Origin of the sequence: Ectobacillus panaciterrae DSM 19096 (assembly GCF_000430785.1) — a bacterium.
Lineage (GTDB): Bacteria > Bacillota > Bacilli > Bacillales > Bacillaceae_G > Ectobacillus > Ectobacillus panaciterrae.
On record NZ_AUMR01000062.1, the window covers coordinates 1 to 16,296 of the forward strand.

16 protein-coding genes are annotated in these 16,296 nt (G+C 38.3%); 11 read left to right on the plus strand and 5 right to left on the minus strand.

Annotated features, from left to right (window positions below):
• Positions 1-206: 206 nt before the first annotated feature.
• Both cspD and H540_RS0115265 read left to right on the plus strand, forming a co-directional pair.
• Positions 207-407, plus strand: a complete 201-nt coding sequence (gene cspD / locus H540_RS0115260; RefSeq protein ID WP_028401404.1) for a cold-shock protein CspD — start codon at positions 207-209, stop codon at positions 405-407.
• 325 nt (positions 408-732) lie between these two features.
• A complete protein-coding gene (locus H540_RS0115265; protein WP_028401405.1) occupies positions 733-2,310 on the plus strand; it encodes a peptide chain release factor 3 in 1,578 nt (525 codons plus the stop codon).
• Between the two features lie 126 nt (positions 2,311-2,436).
• On the opposite strand, the gene H540_RS0115270 is transcribed toward H540_RS0115265, so the two are convergent.
• On the minus strand, positions 2,437-2,901 hold the full coding sequence (locus H540_RS0115270) for an RsiV family protein (protein WP_245592255.1): 465 nt from the start codon (positions 2,899-2,901) through the stop codon (positions 2,437-2,439).
• Positions 2,902-3,814: 913 nt separating this feature from the next.
• Between H540_RS0115270 and H540_RS0115280 the strand changes: the two genes are divergently transcribed.
• From H540_RS0115280 to H540_RS0115305, 5 genes are all read left to right on the plus strand, one after another.
• Entirely contained in the window at positions 3,815-4,054 is a 240-nt protein-coding gene (locus H540_RS0115280) for a hypothetical protein (RefSeq protein WP_028401407.1), read from the plus strand.
• Positions 4,055-4,774: 720 nt separating this feature from the next.
• Positions 4,775-5,212 (plus strand): ATP-binding cassette domain-containing protein, encoded by a 438-nt coding sequence (locus H540_RS29845; RefSeq protein WP_425388130.1) that lies wholly within the window; start codon positions 4,775-4,777, stop codon positions 5,210-5,212.
• 537 nt (positions 5,213-5,749) lie between these two features.
• Entirely contained in the window at positions 5,750-6,541 is a 792-nt protein-coding gene (locus H540_RS0115290) for an HAD family hydrolase (protein WP_028401408.1), read from the plus strand.
• A gap of 580 nt (positions 6,542-7,121) precedes the next feature.
• Positions 7,122-7,613: a CDP-diacylglycerol--serine O-phosphatidyltransferase gene (gene pssA, locus H540_RS0115300; RefSeq protein ID WP_028401409.1), complete on the plus strand. Its 492-nt coding sequence runs from the start codon at positions 7,122-7,124 to the stop codon at positions 7,611-7,613.
• A gap of 387 nt (positions 7,614-8,000) precedes the next feature.
• Complete coding sequence (locus tag H540_RS0115305; RefSeq protein WP_028401410.1) at positions 8,001-9,701, plus strand: pyruvate oxidase; 1,701 nt, start codon at positions 8,001-8,003, stop codon at positions 9,699-9,701.
• A 140-nt stretch (positions 9,702-9,841) separates the two neighbouring features.
• On the opposite strand, the gene H540_RS35225 is transcribed toward H540_RS0115305, so the two are convergent.
• Positions 9,842-9,976, minus strand: a complete 135-nt coding sequence (locus H540_RS35225) for a hypothetical protein (protein ID WP_034671106.1) — start codon at positions 9,974-9,976, stop codon at positions 9,842-9,844.
• Positions 9,977-10,122: 146 nt separating this feature from the next.
• On the minus strand, positions 10,123-11,010 hold the full coding sequence (locus tag H540_RS0115315) for a LysR family transcriptional regulator (protein WP_028401412.1): 888 nt from the start codon (positions 11,008-11,010) through the stop codon (positions 10,123-10,125).
• Between the two features lie 158 nt (positions 11,011-11,168).
• Here H540_RS0115315 and H540_RS0115320 point away from each other — a divergent pair, with 158 nt between their 5' ends.
• From H540_RS0115320 to H540_RS0115330, 3 genes are all read left to right on the plus strand, one after another.
• Entirely contained in the window at positions 11,169-11,870 is a 702-nt protein-coding gene (locus H540_RS0115320) for a CoA transferase subunit A (RefSeq protein ID WP_028401413.1), read from the plus strand.
• A 112-nt stretch (positions 11,871-11,982) separates the two neighbouring features.
• Positions 11,983-12,636 carry a CoA transferase subunit B gene (locus H540_RS0115325; RefSeq protein WP_028401414.1) on the plus strand — a complete coding sequence of 218 codons (654 nt, stop codon included), beginning with the start codon at positions 11,983-11,985 and terminating at the stop codon, positions 12,634-12,636.
• A gap of 145 nt (positions 12,637-12,781) precedes the next feature.
• On the plus strand, positions 12,782-13,903 hold the full coding sequence (locus H540_RS0115330; RefSeq protein WP_028401415.1) for a citrate synthase/methylcitrate synthase: 1,122 nt from the start codon (positions 12,782-12,784) through the stop codon (positions 13,901-13,903).
• Between the two features lie 150 nt (positions 13,904-14,053).
• Here the strand turns inward: H540_RS0115330 and H540_RS32160 are convergent, their stop codons facing one another.
• Complete coding sequence (locus tag H540_RS32160) at positions 14,054-14,986, minus strand: SH3 domain-containing protein (protein ID WP_081415154.1); 933 nt, start codon at positions 14,984-14,986, stop codon at positions 14,054-14,056.
• Between the two features lie 292 nt (positions 14,987-15,278).
• Here H540_RS32160 and H540_RS0115340 point away from each other — a divergent pair, with 292 nt between their 5' ends.
• Positions 15,279-15,548, plus strand: a complete 270-nt coding sequence (locus tag H540_RS0115340; RefSeq protein WP_028401416.1) for a hypothetical protein — start codon at positions 15,279-15,281, stop codon at positions 15,546-15,548.
• Positions 15,549-15,808: 260 nt separating this feature from the next.
• Here the strand turns inward: H540_RS0115340 and H540_RS0115345 are convergent, their stop codons facing one another.
• Positions 15,809-16,249, minus strand: coding sequence for a hypothetical protein (locus tag H540_RS0115345; protein WP_028401417.1), 441 nt, complete (start codon positions 16,247-16,249; stop codon positions 15,809-15,811).
• Positions 16,250-16,296 lie beyond the last annotated feature (47 nt).

The window sequence follows — 16,296 nt, forward strand, 5'->3', positions numbered from 1 at the left end:
TTTGCTTTTATGTTCGTAACGTGATATAGTGGATTTAAACCATTTTACTTTTAATACCATAGAGATTTAAATAAGCTGTAACTTCAGTAGGGGATAGCAATGTTAAATCTTCTCAGAGGTTGCAGCTTTTTAACGCCTTTTGGATTGTTAGTGAAATGGTGAAAATGGATATGTACATAAAGGTACATTTTAGGAGGATTTTTTTCATGCAAAACGGTAAAGTAAAATGGTTTAACGCTGACAAAGGTTTCGGATTCATCGAAGTTGAAGGCGGAGACGATGTATTCGTTCATTTCTCAGCTATTCAAGGCGAAGGATTCAAGTCTTTAGAAGAAGGTCAAGAAGTTACTTTTGATGTAGAACAAGGCAACCGCGGACCTCAAGCAACGAACGTAAAAAAGAAATAATTGAAATGAGAGAGAAGGGGATCTCCCTTCTCTTTTTATGTTGTTATGCCTTTATATATCTTAGGCGCTTGTTCCAAATATACTCCCCAAAACGTATTTCACTCCTTGTATAGAGGTCTCTAAGGCTCTGTTGACAGTTCTTTATCTATAACGTACCATTGAAAGCGTGTCTTAATCATGTTAGAATTTAGTTTTTATCTTAATTGCTCTTCTAACTTATCATACATATAAAAGACAGGAAAAATTTTTACCAGACTAATGCCACCTTACATTCTGTAAAAAGCAACGTTTATCTGAATCATCATACTCGAAAGGACTATAGGCTATGACTAGTGTACAATCCAAAAAAGACAGTATTTCACGGCGCACCTTTGCGATTATCTCGCATCCGGACGCAGGAAAAACAACCTTAACTGAAAAACTATTGCTGCTTGGAGGCTCGATACGATCAGCAGGGACAGTAAAGGCGAAGAAATCAGGGAAGTATGCCACTTCGGACTGGATGGAGATTGAAAAGCAGCGTGGGATCTCGGTTACGTCGAGCGTCATGCAATTTTCTTATAAAGATCATCATATCAACATTGTGGACACACCAGGCCACCAAGATTTCAGTGAAGACACTTACCGTACTTTAACAGCTGTTGATAGTGCGGTCATGGTAATAGACGGAACAAAAGGAATTGAAGCGCAAACGCTTAAATTATTTAAAGTTTGCCGTATGAGAGGAATCCCGATTCTGACTTTTATCAATAAATTGGATCGTGAAGGGAAGGATCCTTTAGCGTTATTGGAGGAAATTGAGGACGTGCTGGGTATCGAGTCTTATCCTGTTACATGGCCTATCGGAATGGGAAAAAGATTTCAAGGAACGTATGACCGTTTCCAAAAGAAGATTGAGGTATATCGCGGAAATGAGGAATCACTCTTTATCGATTTTGATGGGGAGGATACGAACGGACAAGTATCTGAACATATTGATCCTTCTGTTTTGCCGTCGCTTACGGAAGAGCTTGCTTTATTAAATGAAGCAGGCAACGACTTTTCTATGGAAAAGGTGAAAAATGGAACGCTTACCCCAGTCTTCTTTGGAAGTGCAATTGCTAACTTTGGGGTTCAATCATTTTTTGATGCGTTCCTGCAGCTAACATCGCCGCCGCAGCCAAGAATGTCTTCTATTGGCGAAATCAGTGTCGATAATCCTCATTTTTCGGGATTCGTATTCAAAATACAGGCAAACATGAATCCTGCACATAGAGACAGAATCGCGTTTGTTCGTGTGTGTTCAGGGAAATTCGAACGAGGGATGACAATTACGCTTGCTCGTACGGGCAGAAAGCTGAAATTGGGTCAATCCCAGCAATTTTTGGCCTCTGATCGGGAAACGGTAGATGAAGCATACCCGGGTGACATTATCGGTTTATATGATGCCGGGACTTACCAGATAGGAGATACGTTACTAGAGGGCGGTAATCTATTCAAGTTTGAAGCATTGCCGAAATTCCCGCCGGAGCTGTTTATGAAGGTTCGGGCAAAGAATGCGATGAAACATAAACATTTTGATAAGGGAATGACCCAGCTTGTGCAAGAGGGAGCTGTACAACTCTATCGCACGCCTTTTTTCGGAGATTATATTTTAGGGGCGGTCGGCGAGCTGCAATTCCAAGTCTTTGAATATCGAATGAAAGCGGAATACGGCGTGGATCTAGAAATGATTCCAATGAAACACGACATCGCAAAATGGGTTACCGAGGGGCAAGTTAAAGACAATATGCTGGATTCGCGTGTTATGCTTGTTGAAGATAAAGACGGACATCCGGTATTGCTGTTTGAGAATGATTTTGTGTTTAGGATGTTTCAGGATAAGCATTCTGCTGTTAAGTTGAGCAGTGTTTTGGAGTTATAAAACAAAAAAAGTATAGGAAAACAGCCCGGTCCAATTAGGACCGGGCTGTTTTCGCGGTATCAATGTATAAGGAGCAGATTAATTGAATTCAAAGTCATTTGTTTGAAAAAACTTTTCAATCTTTAATCATAATTCCAAGCGGCCCTCTTCTTCGATGATATCCTCAAGGTCATAAATAGAAATCGGAAACATCGGATAGCCGAGAGGGCGGGGGCCAATTTCATATCTTTGGAAAAAGATGATGAGCGCTTTGTCGGCGATGTGAAAATCTTGATTTGGACGAATGCTTTCAAATTCTTTAAATAACGGGAGGTTGCGTTGTTTAATCTGAACTTTAATATGTTCTGATATCCGCTCAACATAAGGGCTATTTGGTTTAAATAAATCTTTTAGCTGATATATTTTCCCCGTTCGAATATCTGTAGTTAAAGAAGTAAGATTGTCTATAGGATGAGCCATCGGGAACATATTTGCAAAATTACTTAAGGTTAAGCTAAGGATGCCCCTTTGATTGTTTTTTATTTCGTAATGAGACGATACTTCTGTTTTTCCGAGCTGAAAATATCCTTGTTGGTTTATTGAATGAAACATTCTGTATACCTCTTGAAGAATTGCGCGGTTAATGTGATCCTGAATCATACTGTTGGGAAGCCATGTGATTTGAGGATAAGCCATAGAGATTTTTGGAGCCGTTATCAGCATGGTTTGAATAGGTACAGGAAAGCAGTATGCGTCCATCTGAATGAATTCCTTTCTAGGCTTTCGTTCCTACATCATATTCAAACGCTGGGCATATGTTCTAAGTGTTTTCTGAACAATAAGTTCGTTTGCAGGGGATATTTGGTTCAGGTGCAAAAAGAACTAGATAGACAAACCATTATGAAAATTACCTACTCTATGGGCAACTTTTATTCGGAATAAAAAAATAATAACGAATTTTCATGGAAGTAACCATGAGAGATTTTTTAAAAAAGGCTATATTAACTGGATCATTAATTGATTACTGTTGTATAGATTGTGACTTTATTTTCAAGGGGATTTCGATAGTAGTTTGCAACTCCACGAAAAAAAATAATAGATACAAATAAATGATTTCGATCATACATAAGGTATTCTTCTTGAAGGTATTTAGCAAAAGTTTCATATTAATCTGCCCCTTTCATTGTGTGTGGTTTATATTAACCTATCATACTATTGATCCCGTATAATGTATCATTGTTTGTTAGAATTTCTTACATGATTCTTTCCTTTACTCACTGTATAGACAGACAATGCTACTCTATAAGAGTTTTTTTCGTAAAGGTACACCTTTATGAACATTTTTTTAAGCATGAAAAAAAGGCTTCAGGGGAAGATGAAGCCTTTTTTCTTATTCTCTGGTTGCTGCTAGTTGTGGGTGTCATCCAGCTTTCTAAACCCTTCTATCCTTTTGTTTGAGCTCTTTTGTATAAAGGGTTGTTGTTATGTACAAAACATAAAAGAAGAAAATCATGGGGTGATTAGAATGAACCATGAACTCGATTATGATTGTGACCATGACAGAGAAGATGAATTATCTAAGAAATCACTAAAACAAATTTTACAGACATCATTAGAAAGAGAAAATGAGATGATGAGAACATATTTAATTACCGCTGAACGTATACATAACAATGCAGAACTGCAAGCCCGATTGCAAAATTTTGCTGAGGGTAATGCCAAACGTTCTCGACAATTATTAGATGAACTAAAGACTATGAACTAAATTTAGAGAAGAATCTTCTTTCATTTAGTAAAAAGGTTTAAGTTTTTCGTTAAAAAGAGGTGATTTCCATCTCTTTTTTGGTGTGTTTTTTGATTGTGGTTCTGATGCAACAAACATAGGATCCCTCGAGAAGGGAATCACCATCGATACGGATTCCTTTTCTGTACAGCAATGTACGTCGGCGCTACGAACTAAGCGAGTGAAATCTCGGGTCTTTTGCATCAGAACCCTTTATCTGTAGACAATGGATACTCTTAAGCAGGGATTGGGCGAAGATGAACGATCATACATTGACCACATTTTGACCACAAAGCTTGTAAAAAATGCTGAAAATATGTAAAAGTATAGCTTATTAAATATCAGATATAACAAGTATGAATAAGGATTTTGCAATAAGGTGAAGAAAAATGCACAAATTTCCTGATATGTTTAGTATAAAGTAATAAATTCGCTATAATATCATTTATTATTTGAATCTTCCTATATTATTTTTGTTGTTTGTGCTGCTTTTGGGAATAAAAGGACTTTAGATGTGCATTTGAAACATAAAGTAAAAGAAGAGGGAGGATAGTATGATACTAAATATACGTGACGTTTCCTGGAAACGAAAGGACAAGCTGATTTTGGATCAAGTTTCATGGCCATGAAACTACAGAGGAAATTGTACTGGGAGGGAAATTTGCCACAATTGGACTGCATGAGGAAGTAGAAACAGAAGATATTCAAAAGGCAGTGGAACGTATAGAGGAATTAGGATGCGAAGGTTTATTAGGAAGACAGTTCGCTACTTTATCACAAGGAGAGCAGCAAAGAATTCTGATTGCACGGGCATTAATGGCTTCTCTGGATATCCTTATACTAGATGAACCTTGTACGGGACTGGATTTATTGGCGAGGGAACAGCTGCTGGCGAAGATTCATCAGCTTACACAAGAACCAAACTCACCTACGCTTATTTATGTAACACATCATATCGAAGAAATCCTCCCAGGCTTTACGCATACCCTTTTATTGAAGCAAGGAAAGGTGTATGATGCGGGAGCAACATCTGAAATTGTGCGCACAGAAACATTGAGTGAGTTCTTTGAAACTCCGATTGAGGTTCATCAGCAAGGCCGAAGAAAATGGGTTATGTTACATAACAAAGAATTTGTGTAAGGAATATGGAAGGGTGAGTATTCTGCTTACGACTATAACATTATTCTCAGCGGGAAATAATTTAGGTTTTCATAAAATAATTGTGAGATTTTTAAATATGAATTGAGATTTTTATAACAGAGAAAGAAGTACATTTTTTTAGAATCTAGATGATATATTTCAAATAATAGGTATGTTATTGTTGAACTGATAATTTTTATATATGTAATCAATTTTCGGTTTTCCATACTATATAAGTCCACTTTGTTATTCCGACATATCTATCGTTTGCCACATAGAACAAAAGGGAAACTGCGCTCCCTCTCTCTCTCTCTCCTTGCATGGGTCACGAAAAGGGTTTGACCGCTTCTACGCTTAGCCGGATGACCTCTCCCCCCTAAAAGAAAAGTTTTATGTCGATTTTTTTAGTTGCATTTATATAGATTAATCAGATGCGGTATAATTCTATTTACTTATTAGCAAATTCCCTGTAATCTGTTGTTTGCATAGTAAAATTTTTAAGAACATAATTAGTAAAAGAAATGAGGGCATACAACAATGATTAAAGCAATATTTTTTGACCTTGATGATACGTTGCTTTGGGATCAAAAGAGTGTAAAAGAAGCTTTTGCAGCAACTTGCCGAGCGGCACAACAAAAATACGGCATTGATCCTGAAGCGCTTGAAGAAGCTGTTCGAAAAGAAGCGAGAGAACTTTATTCCTCCTATGAAACATATTCTTTTACTCAAATGATTGGCATTAATCCATTCGAAGGAATGTGGGGGAACTTTTTAGACGATGATGACAATTTCCGGAAAATGAAAGGGATTGTTCCAGCATATCGTCAAGAAGCATGGACAAGAGGATTACAAGCAATGGGAATTGAAGACCCCGAGTTTGGTTATGAGCTAGCGGAACGCTTTCCTGCCGAGCGTCGCAATAACCCATTTGTATACGAAGAAACGTTCAAAGTGCTAGATGAATTAAAAGGAAAATATCAGCTCTTGCTTTTAACAAACGGCTCACCTGATTTGCAAAATACGAAACTAGAGATAACACCGGAGATTGCTCCATACTTTGATCATATTGTTATTTCTGGCGCATTTGGCAGAGGGAAGCCCGATCCTTCCATTTTCGAACATGCATTAACACTTATGTCACTTCATAAAGATGAAGTGATTATGGTAGGCGATAACTTAATGACAGATATTCTTGGCGCATCTCGTGTCGGCATGAAATCAGTTTGGATTAATCGCCATAACAAGGAACGAAATGAAGTAGTACCTGATTATGAAATCAAACATTTAGAGGAGCTTTATTCAATTCTTGAATCACTTAAGAAGGAATAGCTATTATTATGTGTAATTGCTAGACTAAAACAACAGTTTTTTTAATAAAATAGTTTTTTACATCTATATACAAATGAATAAAAAGACGTTTTTTTATTCACTTGTATATAGAAGCCAATTTATTACGGCGGGAGCGGAAATGTCCGCTCCTATTCATTTTCTTTTGAGTCTTCTTGAAAGTGCTCATGCAAATAAGGATTTTCCGTTGTTGCAAAGCTTACTGACTGCAGACTTGTTTCCAGGTCCATTCCGTAATATCCTTTTAACTTCTCCTTTAACAATGCTCCGCTTTAAAACATAGGCTCTTTCTTCCTTTTTCTCATAACCGGTGTCCTCCTTTGACGATTCCCGACTCCTATTGTGTATAAATGGCTGCATAGAAAGTCCAGTAGCTCGTCGTTAGAGCATGACAAAAAGAAACGATTTTCCGTTTTAAAAAAAATAAAATACAGGTAACGTCTTAGCTGAAGGCGGTAATTACTAAAAAAGTATCGGACAATGAATACTCTATTGAGTATTAGATAAACTAAATGTGAAATGCAATTATTGGATTTTATAGTTGTGGAAAGGTGGAGCTATATTGTCCTCTCGATTTGTCAAATGGGTACCTAATTTGTTTACAATGGGAAATTTATTAAGCGGTCTATTTTCTATTACCTTTAATATGAGTGGTTATTTGCGAATGGCGGCTCTTTTTATTTTTTTAGCTGCTTTGCTCGATTTATTCGACGGAAGAATTGCAAGAAAATTAAAAGTGAATAGTGAATTGGGAGTTGAATTGGACTCGCTCGCAGATGTCGTCAGCTTCGGGGTTGCCCCTGCTTTGCTTTTTCATACATTGTCTCCGCATTCTTTGTTAACCTCTCTTGCATTTATGCTTTATCCGGCAATGGGAGCCTTAAGACTAGCGAGATTCAGCGCGAAACCGACAATCGGGTACTTCATGGGCATTCCCATTCCTCTCGCAGGACTTATTATGGCAGGTATGGGGTTATTTCTTTATAGCAATCCTTACGTAGCAATTCTGCTTGCTATTTTGATGGTAAGTCCGATACGTATCAAGAAATTATAAAAAGAAATAAGAAAAAGACTATGAAGCATAAGCCATTCATAGCCTTTTTCTTATTTCTGTACAATTCATGAGCAACGAGAAATATCCGACATGTCTGCAGTGAATGAGATGAAAACCTTAGAATACAGATCAATAGGGGAATAGTCCCGCACGTCTTCATTCATTAAGTATATAAGTTCACTTTGTTATTCCGACATATCTATCGTTTGCCACGTAGAACAAAAGGGAAACTGCGCTCCCTCTCTCTCTCCCTGCATGGGCCACGAAAAGGGTTTGACCGCTTCTACACTTAGTCGGATGCGCTCTCCCCCCCTAAAAGAACCCTTTTTTACATATGTTGATGAAATACTAGCCAAACTAGTATATATGCTAAAAAGGAGAGATGTGATGTTTAAGCCAACAGCAGGTGAAAAGTTAATTGAATTACTCATTGAATGGGGCGTTGATCATATCTATGGCATGCCTGGGGATTCCATCAATTCTATTATTGAGCCGCTCCGTAAAAAACAAGATCAAATTCGGTTTATCCAGGTACGACATGAAGAAGCGGGGGCATTAGCTGCCGCGGCTTATGCAAAATTAACTGGAAAATTGGGCGTATGTACGGCTATTGCTGGTCCTGGTGCAATACATCTATTAAATGGATTGTATGATGCTAAGCTCGATAAAGTCCCGGTGCTGGCAATTACAGGGCAAGTAGAATCAGATTTAATTGGGACGGATTTCTTTCAGGAAATTAATCTAGAGCGAATGTTTGATGATGTAGCTGTCTATAATCAGCGGATTATGTCTGCTGAACAGCTTCCAGCTGTAGTAAATCAAGCGATTCGAACTGCCTATGCAAAAAGAGGAGTAGCGGTGCTTACAATTCCCGACGATATCCCGCGCATGGAAGTCGGGCCGGAAGCGCGTGTGACTTCCAGTTTATTTGTAAAACAAGATGTTCTTCCCGATAAAGAGGATCTGCAGCGAGCTAAGGAAATATTGGCGAGTGCCGAGAGTCCCGTCATTCTTGCTGGGAAAGGCGCGCATGGCATACGGGACATACTCTTATCATTTGCCGAGAAAATCGCAGCGCCAGTTGTGTTAACCTTACCTGGAAAAGGCATCATTCCTGATGAGCATCCTTACTGCCTTGGCGGCTTAGGTTTGATCGGGACAAAGGCGGCTTATGAAGCGATGCAGGAAACGGATACGCTCATTATGATTGGGACTTCCTATCCTTTTACGGGCTTTTTGCCGAAACATGCGAAGACGATTCATATTGATATTGATCCGGCACAAATCGGTAAACGCTATCCAGTGGATGTCGGATTGGCTGGAGAGGCGGGAAAAACATTGGAATGGCTGTCGCAGCATGTGAGCCGAAACGATAACCGTATATTTCTAGAGCGCAGCCAGGAAAGGATGAAAAATTGGTGGGAGCGTTTGAATCAGCAGGAAGATAATGAATCTGTTCCGATTAAACCGCAACGTGTCATGCATGCCCTGCAACAAATCATTCAAGATGATGCTGTGCTGTCAGTAGATGTTGGAAACGTTACAGTCTGGACTGCACGCCACTTGCGTATGACCAATCAGCAATTTGTGATCTCAAGTTGGCTTGCGACCCTTGGCTGCGGATTGCCAGGCGCCATCGCAGGCAAAATAGCTTATCCAAATAAGCAAGTGTTTGCCGTTTGCGGCGACGGGGGATTCGCGATGACAATGGCAGACTTCGTTACTGCAGTAAAGTACAATTTGCCGATTATAGTGATTGTACTCAACAATCATAAAATAGCAATGATTAAGTTCGAACAAGAAGTGATGGGAAATATAGAATTTGGAACAGATTTATTGAATCCCAACTTTGCTAGTTACGCTGACATTTGCGGGGGAATCGGATACCGGGTAGAAAAGCCTGACGAACTCTTACCAGCTTTACAAAAAGCAGTTCAGCAAAATAGACCATGTATAATAGATGTAGTAGTCGATGCAGAAGAAGCACCGATGCCAGCAAAAATTACATTTGCCCAAGCAACAGGATATGCCAAGCATATGATCAAGGAGTTATTTGAAGAAGGTAAACTAGATTTGCCTCCGTTGTAGCAGAAAGAAGATGTTCCGAAGGTTTGGAACATCTTCTTTCAGTTTTGCTCATAGACAATACTAAGCCTAATCATCACACCTTGTATAGGAAAAGAAGCTTCTCAAGCTTGATTTGCAATCCCTTTTGAAAGATATGAACTTTACTTTTGTTTCATTTGCTTTACCAATAATTCTTTTACTTGGTTATACGTTAAGCCTGAATTCTTATTAAGACGTTTCACTTCTTCAATATCAGTACCAACGACTGTGTACTTTTTCTCTTTCTCTTTATTCATGCTGCACATCCTTTTTTAGATATTGACATGTAATACGCTTTTATTTTCTTTCGTGCCTTATCATATTATTCTTATGAATATGAGCATTTTAACAAATGAATAGCTTTTTAATCCGTTGAAATTTGTGGACAGAAGCAGAACAAGGATTATTCATCCTGAATCCCTTTAGCAAGAAGCTTCAATAATTCTCTCAAAGCAAACGAATGATAGGAATCTTTTTTTGTTATAATCCCTAGCTCCCAAGTAAGAGTGGAATGAATCAATGGAATAATCTTAATGTTAGGGTTGTTTTGTTTATAATAAATAGATTTAGGAAGAATAGTAATCCCTAATTGCGAAGCCACAAGCTCAATAATTAAATCCCATTGTGAACTTTGATAGGAGACGATAGGCGTAAAACCAGCGGCTATACACTCTTGCCTGATATAGTCATGTAACGTAAATTCACGTGAAAAAAGGATAAACCTTTCATCTTTTAGCTGATTTAAAGATACAGCATTTTGCCCGGCTAAATAGTGGTCTTTATGAAGATATAAAACGAATTCGTCTTTTATAAAAGGGCTAATATTGAATTTAGTTTGGTCGCTCGGCAATACAATAATCCCTAAATCTATTTGTCCCTCCTCAACTAAATCACCTATACGTTTTGCCCCAAGCTCTACTAATTCTAAGGATACCTTTGGATATAGTTCATTGAAGTTTCTAGCGATAGAAGGAAAAAACAAAGTCCCTATTAAGGGAGGGATACCAACTTTGATTTCTCCAGCCTCTATGTTCATTAATTCATCCAAAAGCGTTGTCAGTTCAGATAAAGGTAACAATGCTTTTACTCCCTGCTGGTATACGATTTTACCAGCATCCGTTAACTTCAATTGACGTGTGGATCGATCGAATAGTTCGACATGAAGTTCTTCTTCTAACTTTTTAACTGCTTTGCTTAATGCAGGCTGAGATAAATAAGAATGCGATGCGGCTTTCGTAAAGCTTTTATAGTTCGCTACTTCAATAAAGGATTTTAAGTCTCTTAACTCCATTTTCATCTCCCTTTTATTCCTATTAGTCATATAAAGTATTCTTTTTATTCATTTTACTTATAGAAATTTCCAATGTAAACTCATAGATATATAAATAATTTTAATTTTCAGATAAAAATTAAGTTAATTTAATGATTATGTGGAAAGGAGATAGTTTGATGAAGAAAAGCAAGATTATGAATTCTTTTACAGAAGCGGTTCAGGATATCCAAAATGGAGCGACTTTAATCGTTGGAGGATTTGGACTTTGCGGAATTCCGGAAAAAGCGATTCAAGCTTTAAGAGAACAAGGAACAAAGGATTTAACAGCCGTGAGCAATAACTGCGGGGTAGATGATTGGGGGCTGGGACTTCTGTTGGCTAACAAACAAATCAAAAAAATGGTGTCCTCCTATGTGGGAGAGAACAAAATTTTTGAACAGCAGTTCTTAAGCGGGGAATTGGAAGTGGAATTGGTTCCTCAAGGTACGCTAGCTGAACGAATTCGTGCAGGAGGAGCTGGAATCCCAGGGTTTTATACTGCAACGGGAGTAGGAACCCCTATTGCCGAAGGGAAAGAGCATAAGGAGTTTAACGGTCGGACATATATCTTGGAAGAGGGAATTGTAGGAGATTTTGCCCTTGTAAAGGCATGGAAAGCGGACAAGCTCGGGAACCTCATTTACCGCAAAACAGCACGAAATTTCAATCCTTTAGCTGCTATGGCAGGTAAAATCACAATTGCAGAAGTGGAGGAAATCGTGGAAGTAGGAGAGCTGGATCCTGATGAAATCCATACCCCTGGAATTTATGTTCAACGTGTCTTGCTTGGTTCAAATTATATGAAAAAAATTGAGCGACGTACGGTTAAAACAGTTTAGTATAAGCTGTCTTAGGGGATAGTGTTGCTTGCTGATACTCATAATAGTTTGACTGAAATTAATAACATTGTACTTTAACAAAGAAAAATTTGATTTGAATGGAGGCAAACACATGAACGATATTCGCTTAAAAATTGTGAAACGAACTGTACAAGAAATTCAGGATGGAATGAATGTCAATCTAGGTATAGGGATTCCGACTCTGGTAGCAAATGAAATTCCAAATGATTTTAATGTGCTGCTTCAATCGGAAAACGGACTACTGGGAATAGGTCCTTATCCTGTAGAGGGACAGGAAGACCCTGATTTGATTAATGCAGGAAAAGAAACGATCACTGCGGTTCCTGGCTCCTCTTTCTTTGATAGTGCAGAATCCTTTGCCATGATTCGAGGCGGGCATATCGATCTTGCTATACTCGGTGGAATGGAAGTTTCTGAAAGAGGAGATTTGGCCAATTGGATGATTCCAGGAAAAATGGTTAAAGGAATGGGCGGAGCCATGGATCTTGTCAATGGGGCAAAACGAGTTGTGGTGATTATGGAACATGTAAACAAGCATGGGGAATCTAAAATCAAAAAGGAATGTACTCTTCCATTAACGGGAAAGCAAGTCGTGCACCGTTTGATTACAGACTTGGCCGTCTTTGATTTTACCCCTGCAGGCATGGTTCTTATGGAAACTCAAGCAGGGGTTACAGTGGAGGAGGTAAAGGAAAAAACGGAAGCATTTTTTACAGTTTCACCGGAATTGTTGCTAACAAAATAATGGATATGTGTTTGAAACAAGGGCTAGATAGTAAGCAGTTTAAGACAAAGATTTATGGTTAACGGGGAAAATGTAAGCGTGAACATATGTAACTTATCAACAAATTAGAACTCATGAATTAGTAAAAACGAGGAGGAGATTACGGATGATTCAAAAAGGCTTAAAAAATATAGTAGCTGCGGAAACTGCCATAAGCTTGGTTGATGGGGAAAATGGAAGATTAATTTACAGAGGTTATGATGTGAAAGAATTGGCTTTAAACTTTTCCTTTGAAGAAATAGCATACTTAATATGGTATGGATACTTACCGGGGGATCAGGAGAAACAAGCTATTTCTGAATTATTGAAAAATAATCGAGTTTTACCTTCACATGTATATGAATTAATTAAAATACTTCCGAGTGACATGGAAATGATGAGCCAAATTCGAACAGCTGTATCTGCTTTAGGCACAAAGGAGTTCGGTTGGAAGCCTACTGTTGAACAAGCCATTCAATTAACAGCAGTGATTCCTACGATTACAGCTATGATTTACCGAAAAGGAAACGGTGAAGAGATCGTTCAACCAAATATGGAGTTAGGTCATGTTGAGAACTATTTATATATGTTAACAGGCAATCGCCCTTCTTTCACCCATGTAAAAGCGCTTGAAGCTTATATGATCTTAACGATGGAGCATGGAATGAACGCCTCTACATTTGCATCAAGAGTAGTGGCCTCTACAGAATCGGATATGGTGTCTGCCGTGACAGGAGCTATTGGAGCCATGAAAGGACCTTTACATGGCGGTGCACCTACAGGGGTAATCGATATGTTAAATGAGATTACAGACAAAGAAACAGCGGAAATATGGATGCGGAACAAGCTGGACAATAAAGAATACCTTATGGGCTTTGGACACCGTATTTATAGAACACGCGATCCTCGAGCAGAAGCGCTCAGTGAAATCACGAAACGTATTGGGACGGATGATGGATGGCTTGAATTAGCCCTTTACGTTGAAAGACTTGCTATTCAATTGCTTAATGAGTATAAACCCGGAAGAAGGCTCAGCACGAATGTCGAATTTTATGCAGCTGCCGTTATGAGGGCAATTGATATGTCTTCTTGTTTGTTTACACCTACTTTTACGGTAAGTCGAATGGTGGGCTGGACGGCGCATGTTATAGAGCAGTCTATAGACAATACTATTTTTCGTCCAGAAGCAAAATATGTTGGGAAGCAACCAGCGGAGTGTGAAACCTTAATCACGGGTGAAAAAATATAACTGAATGTAAATTGTAAAATATAGTTTTTTATTAGATATAATTTCTGGTTATTAGGATATAAAGAAAAGGAACGGCATCTGCTAAACAGATGCCGTTTTTTGAGGGAGAATCAGATTTCGTATACTATGAATGTAGTATATGCCACTACGCTATTTCACATATTGAGAAAAAACCCATCCTGAAATGCCGCCAGCCGACATGCGATACCATCCGTTATTTGTTTCGTAGATCGTGATGGTTGTTCCTGGCTGTAGTGTTGTAATGCGTGTCGCTGAAATACTTGGAGCTGTACGGACATTCAATGCAGTAGTTGTTCGCCCGATTTTTGTATTGGAAGCAGGCTGTGAGCTTGATGAAGTTACGTATTGAGAAGAAACCCATCCTGAAATGTTGCCGGCCGACATACGATACCATCCGTTACTTGTTTCATAGATAGTGATGGTTGTTCCTGGCTGCAGCGTTGTAATGCGTGTTGCTGAAATATTTGGAGCTGTACGGACATTTAATGCAGTAGTTGTTCGCCCTGTACTTGAACTAGATGCAGGTGTTGAATGAACGGGACTTGACGAATCAAGTGTAATACTGTATGAGGAAGCGATGGCTTGATAGGATGTTTGCGCTCGTTTAATAATGACGGTGGTCTTTACATTAATACGGTCGTATAACCAGTGAATATCAGCGTTATGCATGCGAACGCAGCCGCCGGTAATCCAATTGCCGATGGTGCTTTCATTATTATTCCCGTGGATGGCGTACGTATTGCCGGGTGTTCCGTAAATATCCATCCCCATCCAACGATCCCCAAGCGGGTTGCTTGGGTCTCCGCCCTGAATGTGCCCCGTATAGTACGGACGATTTGTAATCTTGTTTACAATCACAAACTTACCATCAGGTGTAGGTGAACTGCTTTTTCCTGTTGCTACAGGGAATTCTTTGACTAAATTTCCATTTTCGTAAAATGCAAGCTTGTTGGTTGCGGTATTAATGATAATAAGTTGTGAAGGCGGCGAGGAAGCTGCTGCGAATCCTTGAGGAATGAGGAAGGAGAGTAAAAAAACAAACCCCAATAATAGCCGTTTCATTCTGTTCCTCCAATCTGAAATGTGTGTATTTCGTCTAACAAATTAAGTATATTGTTCATTAACTTGGAAAATGAACATCATTATCCTTGTACAAGCATGATATAGTTATAAACAATAAGTTGGTTCTGATAATGTTGATTGACACAGGAATAAGAAATTTAGAGCTGTGCAAATTAACACATAATGATGTACTTAAAACGTCAATCTGAATACAGAATAACGACAATAAGAAGCGGTACATCTGTCAGTGTTGAAGAAGATTATGATTGAGTACGACCAGGAGGATAACAATATGACAAGTCTGAAAGATGCAGTTGAAAGGATAAAAAGACTGGAATGCCCAACAGGAGATCTAGAACATCGGGTTATGGGAATCCTAGAGGAGTATGGAGTGGCAAATAAGAATGAGATAATGGTTAACAGGGATGAAAGATTTGATAGAAACGAGGCACAGGCATATAGCACTAAAATCTCAGGCGATAGGGAGCAATCTATTGTGATTTTAGCTACATCAGGACTGGATGATTATGTAGCTAAGGTTGTAGATGTTTATATAAGTTAGGCTGAAATAAAAATGGCTGAAATCCACGTTTGATGATAAAGAAATGAAGAACATGGATAAAGCATAAAAGCTGACTGCTACTCTGTAACGATTTGAGTTACTAATAGCAGTCTTTTCTTCTTATTGGAATCGCATTCTTTCACAATTTTTTCATGTTTGAAAAAAGTAGGGGTCTGATGTTACTTCATCTATACAAGTACATACATTTGTTCAATCATATTTCCCATTAATGAAAAGATATTTTATTCATAAATTCAACATTATTTGACTACATGATCTGAAGGGCTCTTAATGTTTCTTTCCTTTAAAATATCTTGAATTATTTCTATATGAACAGCAGCCCATGCTTTTTCATGAAAGTGAAGAATCACACTAATGGTAAGAAGTAAAATATAAACAAAAACGAAACCGACAAAGAGTAAACTTCCGTATTTAAAAAGAAATTGTTGCAATTGATTTGAGAATACCAACAAAATCAACGGTCCTGAGGATACAAGGATAGGGATGATTCCTGATCCATTTTTCTCTTTAACCATGCGATAATAAATTTTTTTCAATATACGGTCATCGAGTGTTATATAAAAGTTTTGGATTTCATCAATTTCTGTAAGTTCTTTAATGCATTTAAAATGTTGGTTTTTGTTTAATGCTGTTTTAAGTTTAAGATAAAATCTATGAGCATCGCCACGTAGTGAAAACATATTCTATCCTCCGTTCAAACAATACCTTAATAGAAGACTTTGCATTT

What these genes read in the sequence shown, in the direction of transcription:
- H540_RS0115270 (WP_245592255.1), bottom strand. Translation starts at nt 2,901, where the DNA reads ATGTTTCATTCAATAAACCAACAAGGATATTTTCAGCTCGGAAAAACA.
- H540_RS0115305 (WP_028401410.1), top strand. Translation starts at nt 8,001, where the DNA reads ATGTTTAAGCCAACAGCAGGTGAAAAGTTAATTGAATTACTCATTGAA.
- H540_RS35225 (WP_034671106.1), bottom strand. Translation starts at nt 9,976, where the DNA reads ATGAATAAAGAGAAAGAGAAAAAGTACACAGTCGTTGGTACTGATATT.
- H540_RS0115345 (WP_028401417.1), bottom strand. Translation starts at nt 16,249, where the DNA reads ATGTTTTCACTACGTGGCGATGCTCATAGATTTTATCTTAAACTTAAA.
- cspD (WP_028401404.1), top strand. Translation starts at nt 207, where the DNA reads ATGCAAAACGGTAAAGTAAAATGGTTTAACGCTGACAAAGGTTTCGGA.
- H540_RS0115330 (WP_028401415.1), top strand. Translation starts at nt 12,782, where the DNA reads ATGATTCAAAAAGGCTTAAAAAATATAGTAGCTGCGGAAACTGCCATA.
- H540_RS32160 (WP_081415154.1), bottom strand. Translation starts at nt 14,986, where the DNA reads ATGAAACGGCTATTATTGGGGTTTGTTTTTTTACTCTCCTTCCTCATT.
- H540_RS0115315 (WP_028401412.1), bottom strand. Translation starts at nt 11,010, where the DNA reads ATGGAGTTAAGAGACTTAAAATCCTTTATTGAAGTAGCGAACTATAAA.
- H540_RS0115265 (WP_028401405.1), top strand. Translation starts at nt 733, where the DNA reads ATGACTAGTGTACAATCCAAAAAAGACAGTATTTCACGGCGCACCTTT.
- H540_RS0115280 (WP_028401407.1), top strand. Translation starts at nt 3,815, where the DNA reads ATGAACCATGAACTCGATTATGATTGTGACCATGACAGAGAAGATGAA.
- H540_RS0115320 (WP_028401413.1), top strand. Translation starts at nt 11,169, where the DNA reads ATGAAGAAAAGCAAGATTATGAATTCTTTTACAGAAGCGGTTCAGGAT.
- H540_RS0115290 (WP_028401408.1), top strand. Translation starts at nt 5,750, where the DNA reads ATGATTAAAGCAATATTTTTTGACCTTGATGATACGTTGCTTTGGGAT.
- H540_RS0115340 (WP_028401416.1), top strand. Translation starts at nt 15,279, where the DNA reads ATGACAAGTCTGAAAGATGCAGTTGAAAGGATAAAAAGACTGGAATGC.
- H540_RS0115325 (WP_028401414.1), top strand. Translation starts at nt 11,983, where the DNA reads ATGAACGATATTCGCTTAAAAATTGTGAAACGAACTGTACAAGAAATT.